At 38.2% G+C, this 14773-nt stretch carries 15 protein-coding genes; 7 read left to right on the top strand and 8 right to left on the bottom strand.

Annotated elements, in window-relative coordinates:
* Positions 1-31: 31 nt before the first annotated feature.
* The 3 genes from V7127_RS00305 to V7127_RS00295 form a co-directional block, all read right to left on the bottom strand.
* Positions 32-946 carry a ketopantoate reductase family protein gene (locus tag V7127_RS00305; protein WP_335482827.1) on the bottom strand — a complete coding sequence of 305 codons (915 nt, stop codon included), beginning with the start codon at positions 944-946 and terminating at the stop codon, positions 32-34.
* A 98-nt stretch (positions 947-1044) separates the two neighbouring features.
* Positions 1045-1812, bottom strand: coding sequence for a sporulation protein YunB (yunB, locus tag V7127_RS00300; protein WP_335482825.1), 768 nt, complete (start codon positions 1810-1812; stop codon positions 1045-1047).
* A 156-nt stretch (positions 1813-1968) separates the two neighbouring features.
* Positions 1969-2589 (bottom strand): hypothetical protein, encoded by a 621-nt coding sequence (locus V7127_RS00295; protein WP_335482823.1) that lies wholly within the window; start codon positions 2587-2589, stop codon positions 1969-1971.
* A gap of 373 nt (positions 2590-2962) precedes the next feature.
* On the opposite strand from V7127_RS00295, the gene V7127_RS00290 reads away from it, so the two are divergent.
* From V7127_RS00290 to V7127_RS00275, 4 genes are all read left to right on the top strand, one after another.
* Complete coding sequence (locus V7127_RS00290) at positions 2963-3955, top strand: zinc-binding dehydrogenase (RefSeq protein ID WP_335482821.1); 993 nt, start codon at positions 2963-2965, stop codon at positions 3953-3955.
* 103 nt (positions 3956-4058) lie between these two features.
* A complete protein-coding gene (map, locus tag V7127_RS00285; RefSeq protein ID WP_335482819.1) occupies positions 4059-4802 on the top strand; it encodes a type I methionyl aminopeptidase in 744 nt (247 codons plus the stop codon).
* Positions 4803-5411: 609 nt separating this feature from the next.
* Positions 5412-5963 carry a sigma-70 family RNA polymerase sigma factor gene (locus V7127_RS00280; protein WP_335346670.1) on the top strand — a complete coding sequence of 184 codons (552 nt, stop codon included), beginning with the start codon at positions 5412-5414 and terminating at the stop codon, positions 5961-5963.
* A complete protein-coding gene (locus V7127_RS00275) occupies positions 5944-6975 on the top strand; it encodes a hypothetical protein (protein WP_335482817.1) in 1032 nt (343 codons plus the stop codon). Before V7127_RS00280 ends, V7127_RS00275 begins: the two co-directional genes overlap by 20 nt.
* Before the next feature lie 22 nt (positions 6976-6997).
* Here V7127_RS00275 and V7127_RS00270 read toward each other — a convergent pair whose 3' ends face one another.
* Both V7127_RS00270 and V7127_RS00265 read right to left on the bottom strand, forming a co-directional pair.
* Positions 6998-8227, bottom strand: a complete 1230-nt coding sequence (locus V7127_RS00270; RefSeq protein WP_335482815.1) for an MFS transporter — start codon at positions 8225-8227, stop codon at positions 6998-7000.
* A 145-nt stretch (positions 8228-8372) separates the two neighbouring features.
* Positions 8373-8825, bottom strand: coding sequence for a hypothetical protein (locus tag V7127_RS00265; protein ID WP_335482813.1), 453 nt, complete (start codon positions 8823-8825; stop codon positions 8373-8375).
* 153 nt (positions 8826-8978) lie between these two features.
* Between V7127_RS00265 and V7127_RS00260 the strand changes: the two genes are divergently transcribed.
* The gene (locus V7127_RS00260) at positions 8979-10121 is read left to right on the top strand and encodes a DEAD/DEAH box helicase (RefSeq protein WP_335482812.1); all 1143 of its coding nucleotides are present in this window, start codon (positions 8979-8981) and stop codon (positions 10119-10121) included.
* A 69-nt stretch (positions 10122-10190) separates the two neighbouring features.
* Positions 10191-10325, top strand: coding sequence for a hypothetical protein (locus V7127_RS00255; protein ID WP_335346665.1), 135 nt, complete (start codon positions 10191-10193; stop codon positions 10323-10325).
* A 211-nt stretch (positions 10326-10536) separates the two neighbouring features.
* Here V7127_RS00255 and V7127_RS00250 read toward each other — a convergent pair whose 3' ends face one another.
* Together V7127_RS00250 and V7127_RS00245 are read right to left on the bottom strand one after the other, a co-directional pair.
* On the bottom strand, positions 10537-12063 hold the full coding sequence (locus tag V7127_RS00250; protein ID WP_335482810.1) for an FAD-dependent oxidoreductase: 1527 nt from the start codon (positions 12061-12063) through the stop codon (positions 10537-10539).
* Between the two features lie 165 nt (positions 12064-12228).
* Positions 12229-12387 carry a hypothetical protein gene (locus V7127_RS00245; RefSeq protein ID WP_335346663.1) on the bottom strand — a complete coding sequence of 53 codons (159 nt, stop codon included), beginning with the start codon at positions 12385-12387 and terminating at the stop codon, positions 12229-12231.
* 188 nt (positions 12388-12575) lie between these two features.
* Here V7127_RS00245 and rraA point away from each other — a divergent pair, with 188 nt between their 5' ends.
* Positions 12576-13055 carry a ribonuclease E activity regulator RraA gene (gene rraA / locus V7127_RS00240; RefSeq protein ID WP_335482808.1) on the top strand — a complete coding sequence of 160 codons (480 nt, stop codon included), beginning with the start codon at positions 12576-12578 and terminating at the stop codon, positions 13053-13055.
* Between the two features lie 1335 nt (positions 13056-14390).
* Here rraA and V7127_RS00235 read toward each other — a convergent pair.
* Positions 14391-14773: alanine:cation symporter family protein (locus V7127_RS00235; RefSeq protein WP_335482806.1), on the bottom strand; the 383-nt coding region annotated here is incomplete at its 5' end.

Here is a 14773-nt window from a genome sequence, read left to right as displayed (position 1 = left end):
ATGCCACCCTTCAAAGGGCGGCATTACCTTACTAAATGCTAGATTCATAGATTTTCAGATTTGCATAAATGATTTCTAATGTTGGTGCTTGAATATTTGTGGCTTGTGCACGTTTTAATAAGTAACCGAAAAAATGATCTGCTTCAATTGGGAGCCCCTTTTCCATATCTCTTTGTAAGGATGACTTAAATTCATAGCTAAGTCTCTGTAGTTGAGATAACTGAACTTCTTCAATCTTCTCAGCGACAGGTGCGTTAATGGCTCTCATGATGCTGACTGTCTCCTTAAGAACCTTTTCGATTGTGTTAAGACCAAGCTCCTGTTCGCAAATAGGGCCGCTTGGCGAACGGAATAGGGAAGTAACTCCTGATGCAGTTGTGATAAATAAATATTTATGCCACATTTCCTGCATGATATTTTCGGATAATCGAAAGTTTGCTTGAGTTCCAGATAAGGCATCCTGCAGTTTTATAATACGTTCTGTTTTCTCGCCATTTCTTTCCCCGAATACAAGGTCATGGGCTTGACTTTTTTGCAAAACTTTTCCGGAGTTGTCAAGGGTAGTTTCAATAAAGCATAAACCTCCAATAACCCGATCCTCCCCGAACACCTCAACAAGCTTTTCAATATGGGCAATCCCATTAAGCAATGGGAGGACCATTGTTTGATCTCCGGCATAAGGCTGGATACTTTCAATGCCGCCATCCAAATGATAAGCCTTCGTTGAAAGGATAATGACATCGAACGGTTCAGCCTTTTCTCCTGATAATAGTGTTTTAGGTTTTAGACTCAGATCCCCATGAATACTCTCAATCATCAATCCTTCACGGTCAAGCTGCTGTTTTCTTTTCTCCCGAACGAGAAATGTAACATCCTCCCCTTTTTCAACAAGGCGTCCGCCAAAATAACCGCCAACTGCACCTGCTCCTACGACTAATATTTTCATATATTTAAACCTCCTAAGTAGATCTGCTTCTGCATCTTCTTGATTGTCTTAATATTATAATAATTGATTTTGAAGTTTCTATGAAATGAAAAGTACCATTAATTATTTGCCGGCGGTATGATGACTGGATTAGGACTGCCAGTTCCACCACCATTATAATATTGAGGCACTTTACCAGGATGAAACCAGTCGCCGATTTTGATCTGGTTGGACACCTCAATCGGTTCTTCGATTAAAGGGATAATGACGTTCATATGCACTCTTACATTTATATAGACTTCGAGATACGTATTATTAATGCCTGTTTCCACAATCTTTGTTTCTAAATCTGAAGTGACATCTCCGAGGATTTCTAGCCTGACGGGGATTTCTGGCCCAAGATTGGAAAGTAACGTCATCTGTGTGGCCATACCTAATGGGATATGATAAACAATCCCTTTCGAGCTTTTTGTTTTTTCTTTATCAATATTAATATCATTCTTGAAGTTTTCAAGTTGCTCTAAATCCCCAGCTTCAACTAAATCTAAATATTCCTGTACTCTAATCGTTAATTCCGAAATGACTTTATTATACTGAGGGTTAAAACTGTAACTGGCATCACCGGCATTTTCATGCTTCACGATTAATTCATTAATATCAATGCTTTCTGTAGCTTTTTTGGCAATCGCATCATTTATTGCCTGAACTGCGAATTGGCGGGCTCTCGTTTCGGCAATCCCTATTAATGTTGGCTCAAGCTTTTTGTTTATGATAATAACACTGAAAATGGTTATTAGGATAAAAATAACAAACGTAATCAGAAAAACATATTTAAAGGGAAGCGGCCCCTTTTTAACAGTCCATCTCCTTCTTCTTTTTATGAGCATTCAAAACCCTCCCAACTGAGCTGTTCTTGTTTAGTCGTTCTTTAAGTTCCACGAAAAAACTGATTCGGGCTTTGTACAAATATATGACCATAATAAGAAAATAAACATGCACAATTTGTTTGTTTTGAAAGGGTTTTGTAGAATAGTTTAATTTGGTCAGCTTTTTCGGAAAATAACTTCCTGATCAAGCACGACTTCTTTTGGAGGGAACTCCATAGGTGGAGCATATGGAATTAATGCAAAATGGATCTCATTGAGTTCAGAGGGCAGAGGAGGGGAGATGAGAAAGCTCATTTGTGTATTCCCGCCGCCGCCGCGAGATCCCTTTTTTGCTACCTTATAGTCGATAGTGCCTGTTACCTCAAGCATTAAATGTGGAATAATATGTCCTATGTTTTCGTTTTCTTTATTTTTATAATTGATTTCTAACGTCACGATGCTTCCGTTCTCATGCTGCATCGCGTGAGTTAAAATATATTCAAAATCTCCGACAGTTGATTTTTTCATAATTTGAATAACACCCAGTAGCTCACCGGGCCCCTCTGGCATGTAAAATGGCCCGCTTCCATCATTTAATTCATGCATAAGCCAGCCGATCTCTGAAACCTTCATCTTATATTTTTGTGACAACTCCTCCAATATTTCAGCAGGAGGAGAATAACGCTTTCCTTTTGCAGCAGCTTTTCTTTTACATAAAAGTATAATGATTTCTTCGTCAATTTTTTTATAAAAATCGGTGTACTCCCTTTTTACTTGTTCAAATTCAGACCAGCCCAATTGATAACCTCCGTAGATTCATTTTAAATTAGTTTAACAAAATTGGTTAATTAAACCAATTAATCAATGTAAGCATTTTGTTGTATCAGGGAAAAAACACTAACATAGAGTTGTTCTATGTAAGGGTTTTGTTGAAGTATCGGGAAAACCACTAACATAGAGTTGTTCTATGTAAGGGTTTTGTTGAAGTATCGGGAAAACCACTAACATAGAGGTGCCCAATGTAAGTGTTTTGTTTCAATCCTATAAAAAACACCAACCATCCATAAAGCCGAAGTAAAAAGTGATTAAAAGAGTTGAAATATTTCAAATTCAATCTAATTACAAGTAATATAAAGGTTATAAAGACATTTTAGATATTGGAGTGATCGTGATGAAGGCAGTAATTCATGCGGAAAAGACTGGTTTTGAGGGACTTACATATGGAGAAATAGCGGAAATGGAGCCAAAGGCGGGAGAAATTAAGGTAAAGCTTAAAACAGCAGGATTAAATCATCGTGACCTATTTGTTCTTGAGCGCCACAAGTCTACAGAGCCTCCTTTAGTCATTGGTTCTGATGGGGCTGGAATCGTGGAGGCAGTTGGAGAAGGAGTGACTCTTGTACAAGTTGGGGATGAGGTTATGATAAATCCTGGCCTTGGCTGGAGGGAAAAGAGTGATGCACCACCGGCCGGCTTTGAAATTGTCGGTCTTCCTTTCCATGGCACCTTTGGTGAATATATTATTTTACTAGAGGAAAATGTGGAGCAAAAACCAGAATATTTAACTTGGGAAGAAGCAGGTGTACTGTCATTAGCAGGATTGACTGCTTATCGGGCCTTGTTTACAAGAGGAAAAGTCCAGCCGGGAATGAAGGTATTTATCCCGGGAGTTGGCAGCGGGGTTGCAACATTTTTAGTGCAATTTGCGAAAGCTGCTGGGGCTGAAGTATATGTAAGCTCACGTTCGAAGGAGAAATGTGAGAAGGCGTTAGAGATTGGAGCCTACAGAGCTATTGATAGTCATGAAGATTGGAATACAGCATTGGAAGGACTGAAGATGGACCTTGTGATTGAATCTGTCGGTGCCGCTACCTTTAATAAGTCACTAGAGATTCTTCGTACAGGCGGAACCATTGTGACATTTGGAGCGTCAGCGGGAGATGAAGTCAATATTAATCTCCGGACCTTTTTCTATGCTCAGCAAAATCTTCTTGGATCCACATTAGGGAGTGCAGAAGAATATAAAGAAATGCTGCAATTTGTAGAGAGTCACCAGATTCGGCCGGTTATGGATAAAGTTTTTACCCTTGATCAATTTGAACAAGCGTTTAACAGGATGGAACAAGCCAATCAATTTGGTAAAATTGGTTTTAAAATAAGCTAATCTTTTTTAAAACACCTCCATCTTTTTGGGGTGTTTTTACGTTATTCGAAAAATAGAATATAATATAAAGAAGAAAACCAATTATTGAAGGGACAGGAATCATATGATTGTCAAAAATGATGAAGAATTAGCGGCTTTAAAAGAAATTGGAAAAATTGTTGCGGTCATCCGCGATGAATTGATTGCACGGACGAAGCCTGGCGTAACAACGAAAGAACTGGATGATTATGCAGGGGAGCTTTTTGAAAAATACGGTGCAGTATCTGGTCCAAAAGGAGAATACGACTTTCCGGGTTTTACTTGTATCAGTGTAAATGAGGAAGTGGCACACGGCATCCCGGGAAATCGAATCATTACCGAAGGGGACCTTGTCAATATTGATGTTTCTGGATCCAAAAACGGATTTTTCGCAGATACTGGATTATCGATTGTGGTTGGAGATTCAAATGAAAAGCTTCTCCACCTTTGTGAAACAGCACAGAAGGCATTTGAAGAAGGATTGAAAAAGATAAAAGCAGGCTCCAGGCTAAGCATGATCGGAAAAACAGTCAACCGAGTGGCCAATCAGAATGGTTATACCGTTATAAAAAATCTAACTGGTCATGGAATTGGAAGATCTCTCCATGAGAAGCCAGATCATATTTTAAACTATTTTGAGCCTTGGGATACCCAATTGCTTAAAGATGGAATGGTCATCGCTTTTGAACCATTTATTTCAATGGGAGCGGAAGAGGTAATGGAGCTTAGTGACGGCTGGACATTCGTGACACCGGATAAGAGCTTAGTCGCACAATGTGAGCATACGATTGTCGTTACAAAAGGCGAGCCGATTATAATTACGAGGTAAAATTTAACTTCATGAGAATGAATAAATAGGAATAAACATACATGAAAGTCCTCATTATATGAATTTGATTTAAAATAAACTGCAGCCCTCCCGTAAAATATGGAGGGCTGTTCAAGTGTTTTTTCTTAAAAAAATTTAACACAAACTGGCTCAGGGAAGCTGACTCGATGCAGTTGCCAATTTTGGAACGCTGTCATGACCTCTCATGGATACTGTTTTACCCGGATCCCATAGAAGTTAGATTTGCCAACTTTTGATTCATTTTAACTTATTGTAAAGGACATGGAATTGGGATTGGTCAGCTATTGTGTCCTTTAACCTCCTTTTATAGGACATGGGGTTGGAATTTGCCAGTTTTTATGTCCTTTAAACCCCTTTTAAAGGACATGGAATTGAGATATGGAGCATTTGTGTCCTTTAACCTCCTTTGTAAGGATATGAAAGCTAATGTTCTGCCTGGAGCACAGACTAAAGTTAGTAAAGTGCAACTACTCTTCTATCAAAAACTCCCTTTATAATTGAAATTCAAATAACATACAAATATCCACCGATTTATTAATTTTTTGGAACCTTTCTGCACCAATTAAGGTCTAATGAGCACAAGGGGGGATGATGGTGCTTTCGGAAAATGATGTTCTTCTTGCCCAGAGCGGGAATCAGGAGGCTTTTATACGATTAATACGAAATTGTGAATCTTCCCTTTATCGGGTAGCGAAGGGGATTCTGAAAGAAGAATTGGATTGTGCAGATGCAATACAGGAAACGATTTTGAAAAGTTATCATTCTATTTCTAAGCTGAAAAATCCAGCCTATTTCAAAACATGGCTAATTCGGATTTTAATAAATGAATGCAACGATATGTTAAAGAAAAAGCAGAAAAGCCTCTCGTATAATAATATGGAAAACTTGGCTGAGCCTCAAAAAGCTGAAAATGAATTTGATGAATTAAGAGCAGCTATATCAAAGTTAAATGAAAATTACCGAACAGTTGTCGTGTTATTTTATTTTGAAGATTGTTCCATAAAGGATATAGCACAAGTTCTTAATATTAGGGAAGGCACAGTAAAATCAAGATTAAACCGCGCACGGGCGATGCTCGCAAACTATCTTAATCAGGTGAATGATGAAGGGAGAGATGAAGATGGACCACTCAAAATTTGACACGAGCATCAAAAAGATAATAAAAGAAGAGGAGTTTGAAACACCTCTTGCAGTAAAGGATCGAGTCCATCATACCCTTTCGAATTTGCCGAAAAAGAAAAAATCCTTTACTCTTCCAATAAAGTATTTATTAAGTGGGGCAGTTTGTATAGTCCTTACTGTCGGAGCCATTTATTTTTTAACAAGTGATAAAACACTCCTGTCCACTGAAAATGCTGCAGAGAAAAAAGACAAAGACGAGAATATCGTTATTCATGATTACCTATATTCTGGGGAAAGCGAGCATTGGATAGCGACACATGAATTTTTTGGAAAAGGTGTATTTTCCAAAAAAGAGAGTGGACGTATTGGTTATGAAAGTGAATCGGAAGAATTTTTTTATATCGAGTATAAAGGCGAATTTGCTGAAATAAAGGGAAAACCTTTATCCTATAGCTTTCAAACAACCGCAGGTGGAAGCGGCAGATCATTAGACGAAATGGATAAGAAATCATTCTCCAATCATTCAGGGCCAAATAGCGGTGCAATGATGCAGGAAAATGAAACGGTTGAAGTGATAGTGAAATGGGATGGGAAAAAGGAAACCTTCCTCCTGCACCCAGATAACACAAGGAACTGGAATATAACTCCAAACTTTCCAGCACCATCTGATGGAGGACATCAATCTATTTTAAGAGGCTTAAAAGGAAAGGCAGTTTATATGGATTCAGAAGACATAAAGGCTGGTAAAGCTTACAAAATAAGATGGTTTTTTTGGGGAGAGGATTTAAAGGAGAATCCAGGAGAATGGCTTACAATAACTGCAACTCAAAAGGATACAGGTAAGAGGATTGAGATGGTTCGGGCTAATAATTGGGAAATTACACTTCCGCAAAATGAAGATTTAAAGGATGTACTTCAAGCTCAAGCTTCACAGCATGTAAAGATGACCTTTCCATCTTCTGGAGTATGGAGGCTTGATGCCCATATCGGCAACAAGTATTATGCAAGCATTGTTTTAGAAGTTAAATAACAAGCAAAGAATGCCCCGCTGATTAAGAGGGCATTCTTTTTTTACTCAAGCTTACCCCAGTCATTTCCGAATTTCGGTTCATAGCGACTAATAAAATAAATCCACTCACGATCAGGAGCAGGCTTGTTGTAATAAATACAGCTGAAAAGCCAAAATAACCTGAAATAAGTCCGCCCATTACGGGACCAATAATATTTCCGAAAAATCGAAGGCTTGTGTTGTAGCCAAGAACTTCCCCTTGCATGGCGATGGGCGCCTCCTGCCGGATATAAGCAATCCGGACGGGAATAATTCCTCCGATTGTCACGCCAAGAGTAAATCGAATGAGCACCAGCTGCCAATAATTCGTGACAAATCCTCCAGGCAGATAGAAAAGCCCAGCCAGAAAAAGCAAAATAACTAGAATTTTGATATAGCCGTAGCGGTCGGCAATTTCCCCCCATTTTCTAGCCATCATCAAATTCCCCAGCCCACCTGCAGAAAAAGCAATTCCGGCAAAAAATGCAAGATTTTCCGTACCATGAAGCTCACTGACATATAAAGAGAGAATGGGCTGGATGCTAAAGTGAGCCATTTGAATAAGAGCTGAAATGAGCAGAACGGTTAACAAAACAGGGTGGCGAATAATATGAAGAATGACTTCTTTACTAGAATAACTTGTTTTCTTATCTTCTTTATTTTGGAGAATTATTTCTTTAGTTAATATGACGAGTAGTGCAGAAATAAAAATGAAAATCGAAGTCCACTTAAATGTATCAGCATAGCCAAATATATCCGCTAGAGCTCCACCTAACATTGGGCCCATCAACGAACCTGTAATACTGCCAGTCTGTAAAGTCCCCATTACCTTGCCTGCAATATTCTTTGGGGTTTGCGTTGAAATAAATGCTTGCGACATCGGAATAAAGCCTGTAAAGATCCCCATAAAAAGCCGGAGCATAAAAAGCTGCCAGACAGAAGTGACGTATCCCATGAGGAAAATGGATAAGCCCATTCCTAAGCCTGAAACAATGAGAATTTTCTTTCTCCCGTATAAATCACCAATTCTTCCCCAGATCGGCGAGAAGAGAAAAGCTGCAACAAAGGTAATGGCAAACGTCCATCCAGACCAATGCTGTACATAAGTTGAAGAAAAATTCCCAAACGTCTCAATGTACAGAGAGAGAAATGGCAAAACCATTGTCATGCTGCCAGCCACGAAGAAATTGGCGAACCACATTATGAATAAATTCCGCTTTGAATCAGGATTCATTCCTTTCTAACACTTCTTTCCTTTTTTATTTCGTTTCCCTAAATATAGTATACATTAGATTCCAAAAATATGAAGGAATATGCAAATTAGGAGGGATGGGCAAGATGTACATGTGAAACCATAGGAGCAATGAAGGTGAAACCTATTATTGATAGGTCTCACCTTTTTTAGGGGTTATTCCTAACTCTTTAGTCATTTTACTAAAGTCTAAAATATTCCCATCTATTGTAAAAAAGTAAACATTATTTTCATCATCAAAAATCATGATGTAAGGGTCTTCTCCAATTGGATAAAAAATACTCATTTCGTCTACAAGAGTGTGAATCCATTGATTTTGAACTTCAAGAGGAGGGCGAAGAGGAATCCTGACAATAAAGCCCTTATTCGGAATTGGATTTATTTTTTTATAAACACCGGAAATATTAGATAGATACTTTTTTGCTTCTAAATGAATGGTAGCAGTAGAAGGGGTTTCTTTTATAACCTTTGCTTCATCTATATGATATACTTCAATCTTCTCCCCTTGTTCCCTGGCATGAATAGGTGAGGTATAAACAAGTAATCCTATAAATAACATGCTGAAAACCATACGGTACAAAGGATTCACCTCCTCATTAATAATATGACCGGACAGGTGTCTCACTATTCCTCATAAAAGCTGACAAAGACTAGACATCTTTTGCGTGATACGCTAGTATCAGTAGCGAAAATACTTTTCAAAAAATGAATGTTTACATATAAGGAGTCCTTTATGACACAAACTTTAATTAGCGAACTAAAACCATTTATCCAAGAGGTTTGGAAAAAGTCGAATTTCTCACAGCCTACAACGATACAGTCAAAGGCAATACCTGCTGCACTTGACGGAAAGGATCTTATTGCTGAATCACCGACAGGGACTGGTAAGACGCTGGCTTATTTATTGCCGATTTTAGAGAAAATTGAAAGCGATCAAAAGAGCATTCAGGCCGTGATTCTTGCTCCTTCCCAAGAACTTGTCATGCAAATTTTTGAAGAAATTCAAAAGTGGTCTGAGGGCAGCGGAATTCGGGCAGCCTCTTTTATTGGGGGCGCCAATGTTAAGAGGCAGCTGGAGAAATTGAAAAAGCATCCTCATATAGCTTTAGGAACACCAGGGAGAATGCTGGAGTTAATTAAACAGAAAAAACTAAAAATGCATGAAGTTAAGACGATCGTGCTTGATGAGGGAGATCAAATGCTTGTTCCTGAGCATTTAGAAACGATCCGAAATATCGTGAAGTCCGCTTTAAGTGATCGTCAAACGATATTATTTTCTGCCACTTTGCCGCAGGGAACAGAAAAGCTGGCACGCGAATTAACAGCAGATCCTGAAATCATCAGAGTTGAAAAAGATGAAACGATCAACGCTGCCAATGTTGATCATATTTACTTTATTACGGAACAAAGAGACAAAATCATGATGCTTGAAAAAATCTCAAGACTGGAATCCATTAAAGCACTTGTCTTTGTCAAGGATATAGGGAATTTAACAGTCATGTCAGAGAAGTTATCTTATAAAAAAATTTTAACAAGCACTCTGCATAGTGATTTAAATAAAATCGATCGGCAAAATGCCTTAAAGGATTTTCGGACAGGAAAGACGAATTTGCTGCTTGCGACAGATGTAGCGGCTAGAGGGTTAGATATTAAAGATGTCACCCATGTCGTTCATTTCGATTTCCCAAAAGATTTGAAGCAATATGTTCACCGTTCAGGAAGAACTGGGAGATTTGGCGCGAGCGGAACAGTTATTTCCTTAGTTACAGAGAGAGATGAAAGAGAACTTAGGAAATTTACGAAGGAGCTTGGCATACAAGCTTCAAAGAAAGTAATGCGTGCTGGTAAAATAATCGATTTCGATGAACGAAAATAATCATTAGAATAAAGTTTCAATATTCGCCCATACTACTTTTTGAAATAGTAAAAAGGAGTCGAGGAAGCTATGGGCAGAAAAAAACAGGGTAATGCAAATGCGGAACGCAATAAGAATGCGAAAAAAGGCAATAGGACGAGCTCAGAGTTAGTCGAGTTTACAACAGGCCATGATAATCCGCAAAAAAGCCGCCGACAAGAGTAATAAGGGGCAGTTATATTTTTAAAAAGTAGGCTATGTTAGCGATTATTGTTGATTACCAGCCTACGTGCGAAAAGGTTTTATTCGGGACGAAAACAAGAGTGAGCAGGTATGCATAAGGCTGGTTTGACTGCCAATAAAATACACTTGCAAAGTCTTAAAGAAAATAGAAAAAATCCTCTCATATTTTTCATGAAGAGGATTTTTTCTATTTCTATTGTAAATCGATTTTCTTAAGAGGTAATTTGGTTGGTCCGTTTAGTACTTCTCCATCATACGCATATCTTGATCCATGGCAAGGACAATCCCATGTCCTATCTCCCTCATTCCACTCTGTTTCACAGCCCATATGTGTGCAGGTTGTATTAACGAGATGAATGTTTCCTTCTTTGTCCCGATACGCTCCGGCTCTTTCTCCATTAATCATCACAACAGCGCCTTCATCCTTCTCGATATCATCGAGCTCTTTTGGCGAAACGGCGAGCTTTCCTTTAATGAGATGACCAGCAACATCTGTATTAATAGAGATAACCTTTTTAAGACTTGGATCCGCCTGGAATCGAGAAGGAGAGAAAAGCTCTTCATAAGGATTTTCCTTTCCAATAATAATATCCTTTAGAAGCATAGCTGCCGCTGTTCCATTCGTCATTCCCCATTTTCGGAAACCAGTAGCAACGAGAATATTTGGTTTAGTGGCCGTAATTCTACCTATATAAGGGAGTTTGTCCAATGTAACCAAATCCTGCGCTGACCAGCGGTAAGGGAATTCGGTAATCCCAAAAACCTCTTCTGCGAAGCTTTCAAGTGCTTCATAATGCTTCATTGTATTAATACCCTGCCCTGTTTTATGGCTCTCGCCTCCAACAAGGATTAATTTATCCCCATTATATGGCGTATATCTGAGCGAACGGGTTGGTTCATCAGCGCTTATATACATACCTTCTAGGAAATCTGTGTTTGTTTTGATTCCTAGTATATAGGAGCGGTCGGCATACATTCTTGCAAAATAAAATCCCATTATGTCTACAAATGGGTAGTGAGAGGCAACAATTACTTGTTTACATTTTACTCGGTGTCCATCTCTTGTAATCACGACAGGATGGTCATTTTCCCCAATGTCCACAGCAGTTGTATTTTCATAAACAATGCCGCCAGCTTCGAGAAAATCCTGAAGCAAAGTATTTAAATACTTTAATGGGTGGAATTGTGCCTGGTTATTCATCACAAGGGCCGCTTTTGTATTAATATTAAAAGGAATACTATCCTCTAGCTTGCCATTAATCCCAAGCTTTTCGTATGCTTCCATTTCCGTTTGAAGTTTCTTCTCATACTGATCTGAAGTTGCATACATAATGGCACGCTGATCACTAAAGTCGCAATCAATCTGTTTATCTTGTACTTGGCTGCGAACAAAATCAATCGCACCCATTTCCGCTTCGTAATAAAGCTTTGCCTTTTCCAGACCAAAGTGATTAATAAATTCATCGTAAATCAATCCATGCTGGGCGGTAAGTTTTGCTGTAGTATGACCAGTTGTTCCCGTTAGAATGTTTCCAGCCTCCAAGATAGCTACTTTTAACCCTTCTTTCACAAGAAGGGAACCAGCTGTAATTCCGGTAATCCCGCCTCCAACAATGGCGATATCAACAGAAGTATGTTCAGTGAGCTTTCCGAATGACGGAAGGGGAGCTTCTCTCCAATAAGACTCAGGAAATTGGGGCATTTTATTATTAGATGACATACCTTTCCTCCTATAGGTTTCTTCATCCATAATTTTTCCATTAGGTGTCATTTGTATACAATTTGTAGGAGGAATAACGATAAGATATTATTAAGCGAATAAAAGCCGGCTATGTTAAAATAGCCAGCTCATTCATTCGAAATAATATCAAAGGTCATCACTTTTTTATTCTCCGCTTTCAGTCGCTTCATCGTTTGGAATAGGATCTATCGTCTTTGCGTCTTCCAGATTCAGTGCTTTATTCGTAAAATAATGCAGAATGATTCCAACAATACCTAAGGAAATGACAAAACCGAGTGTTGTCACAATCATTAATATCATCATAATGCCTCCTTTTTTTGCGATCCTTGTAAGGCTAGAATCATTTATTCTGGTATTACTATTGAAAAAAGGTGACTCATTTAAGATATATGCTCGGTAAACACATATTTTTCCGATAATAAAGGGATTATCATTATTTATAATGAAATAAATAGAAGATGAGAAACAAAAATAGCTTAGGAGGTTGAAGGATGATGAAGAAAACAGCCGATCTTTGTGATAAATACGGTAAGGAATTGGAAGTATGCCAGCAAGAATTCCGCTCGTTCGGAAAAAAGAAGCAGTTCTATGGTCCAATCTCAACAGTGAGAGTATTTGAAGATAATGTGTTAGTGAGACAATCATTAGAAACAATACCAGAAGGAAATGTCCTTGTAGTGGACGGAGGCGGTTCGAAAAGATGTGCGTTGGTTGGTGATATGTTAGGTGAAATTGCTGTCAACCGGAAGCTTGCAGGTATCATTATTAATGGATGTGTTAGAGATGCTGCAGAGCTGGCCAAATTGGATATAGGAATTCTCGCGCTCGGAAGTAACCCATTGAGGAGCAAAAAGGATGGGAAGGGAGAAATAGATATTATTGTTACATTTGGAGGGATTGATTGGAATCCCGGCGATTACATTTATGCGGATGAAGATGGTATAGTTTTAAGCTCTAAAGAACTGATTTAAAAAAGCGAAGAGGGAATCCTCTTCGCTTTTTTTTAGTGCGCCAGGCATGGGTGTAATCTCTAGGGTGAAAGTCCCGAACTGGCTTATGGAAAACTGGAAGAAACCAAAGAAAAAGATACGGAACCTTATTAGATTAGGCGTTCCAGATTGAAAAGCCTATGAATGGGAAATAGTCGATAAGGCTATTGGCGTATTTCAAACAGTCCAGTATTACACAAAACCCTCGATAACTCTTTTGAATTAATCGAGGGCTTAAAAGTCTACAATCTCGTTATGAAGCCTTGCGTTAGATATCTTAATAGAACCGTCGTATGGGGAACCGTACGTACAGTGTTGTGAGAGGTCGGAGGTTAATCACCTCCTCCTACTCAAATAAATATTTTGGTTAAATGCTTAATTTACTATGATACGTAAAATCATCATTTAGGTCGCGTTAAAGTCGCGTTTGCGATTTTTTCTGTTTGTAAAATAAATATCTGAGTAAATAAAATAAACTGGAAATAATATAGACTAATAAATCAATATGTGATATATTGGTTTTGAGTTTAATTGACCTAATAGAAAGAAACCAATTTTAATTCAGCTGGAGAATACATAAATGAATCAAAGCCGAAGCTAATAGATCTTGAAGCTTTCATGATGCTGTTTCTATTCCCAAACAAATAGCGTGATGTTTCCAAATATTCCAGATTTCTGTGGGAAAAAGAAAACGAATAGCGTAATGTTCCAAATTTTTTAGATTCCTAAGAAAAAAAGGAAACATATAGCGTAATGTTTCCCAATTTTTTAGACTCCTGTGAAAAAAAGGAAACAAATAGCACTATGTTTCCAATTTTTTTAGATTCCTAAGAAAAAAGGGAAACAAAGAGCGTTATAATTCCAAATATTCCGGATTCCTATGGGAAACAGAAAACAACAGGAAATGTCCGATATTGTGAGTGAGTGGGGGAGAAAATCTTCCTTGATGTGCCTATCAGTTTGGATTGATAGAGAAAGGATAATTCTAGTATTTGTTAATGAAGGAGCCGAGATGGAGAGCATTGCCGATGATTTCATGAGTGCTCTGAAGGATCGAGATACCGCGATAATATTCGCAAGCAAGTTATAGATTGTGTTCAGGGTATCAAGAGATTCATTACTGCTTTGAATTACCGATTGTCCCAGCGAAAAATGTTAGTTCTTTCACTTGAAATACGTAATTCGTATAAAATAAATATAAAAAGGGGCTGTCTCATAAGGTTATTGAGCTCCTTATGAAACAACCCACCTCTATTAAAATGTTATAGACTTCAATTTTTTATTTAACGTGAGTTTTTAGCGGATGAAAGTTTCACATTAAGAAACGTTCTTTTTCTTTCTCTGTTCTGGACTTTCGTATCCATTTGCCCAGAAATCAGCATTCTTAATTCCATATTTAGATGAATTGAATTCTGGATCTTTTCCTTGTTTAAGTTGCTCTTCGTAGTCCTGTAAAGCAATAAGCGCTGGTTTAAATAACAATAGAATCGCAATTAAGTTTAGCCATACCATAATTCCGAGTCCGATATCTCCCATTGCCCATGCTGTTGATGCAGTTTTTACGGATCCGAAGAAAATGGCTCCTAAAAGGATGATTTTTAGTGCAATAAAAGCAATTCCCCTGTATTTACCCCGTACGAGATAGGCCAAGTTTGTCTCTGCAATATAGTAATAAGCATAGATAGTCGTAAAGGCAAAGA

The sequence above is a fragment of the Bacillus sp. JJ1773 genome (assembly GCF_036962035.1).
GTDB lineage: Bacteria > Bacillota > Bacilli > Bacillales > Cytobacillaceae > Cytobacillus.
Note: the sequence above shows the minus strand (reverse complement) of the source record. Positions and strands in the feature narration are given on the sequence as shown.

What these genes read in the sequence shown, in the direction of transcription:
- rraA (WP_335482808.1), top strand. Translation starts at nt 12,576, where the DNA reads ATGATGAAGAAAACAGCCGATCTTTGTGATAAATACGGTAAGGAATTG.
- V7127_RS00290 (WP_335482821.1), top strand. Translation starts at nt 2,963, where the DNA reads ATGAAGGCAGTAATTCATGCGGAAAAGACTGGTTTTGAGGGACTTACA.
- V7127_RS00255 (WP_335346665.1), top strand. Translation starts at nt 10,191, where the DNA reads ATGGGCAGAAAAAAACAGGGTAATGCAAATGCGGAACGCAATAAGAAT.
- V7127_RS00245 (WP_335346663.1), bottom strand. Translation starts at nt 12,387, where the DNA reads ATGATGATATTAATGATTGTGACAACACTCGGTTTTGTCATTTCCTTA.
- V7127_RS00270 (WP_335482815.1), bottom strand. Translation starts at nt 8,227, where the DNA reads ATGAATCCTGATTCAAAGCGGAATTTATTCATAATGTGGTTCGCCAAT.
- V7127_RS00250 (WP_335482810.1), bottom strand. Translation starts at nt 12,063, where the DNA reads ATGTCATCTAATAATAAAATGCCCCAATTTCCTGAGTCTTATTGGAGA.
- V7127_RS00260 (WP_335482812.1), top strand. Translation starts at nt 8,979, where the DNA reads ATGACACAAACTTTAATTAGCGAACTAAAACCATTTATCCAAGAGGTT.
- map (WP_335482819.1), top strand. Translation starts at nt 4,059, where the DNA reads ATGATTGTCAAAAATGATGAAGAATTAGCGGCTTTAAAAGAAATTGGA.
- V7127_RS00275 (WP_335482817.1), top strand. Translation starts at nt 5,944, where the DNA reads ATGGACCACTCAAAATTTGACACGAGCATCAAAAAGATAATAAAAGAA.
- V7127_RS00305 (WP_335482827.1), bottom strand. Translation starts at nt 946, where the DNA reads ATGAAAATATTAGTCGTAGGAGCAGGTGCAGTTGGCGGTTATTTTGGC.
- yunB (WP_335482825.1), bottom strand. Translation starts at nt 1,812, where the DNA reads ATGCTCATAAAAAGAAGAAGGAGATGGACTGTTAAAAAGGGGCCGCTT.
- V7127_RS00280 (WP_335346670.1), top strand. Translation starts at nt 5,412, where the DNA reads ATGATGGTGCTTTCGGAAAATGATGTTCTTCTTGCCCAGAGCGGGAAT.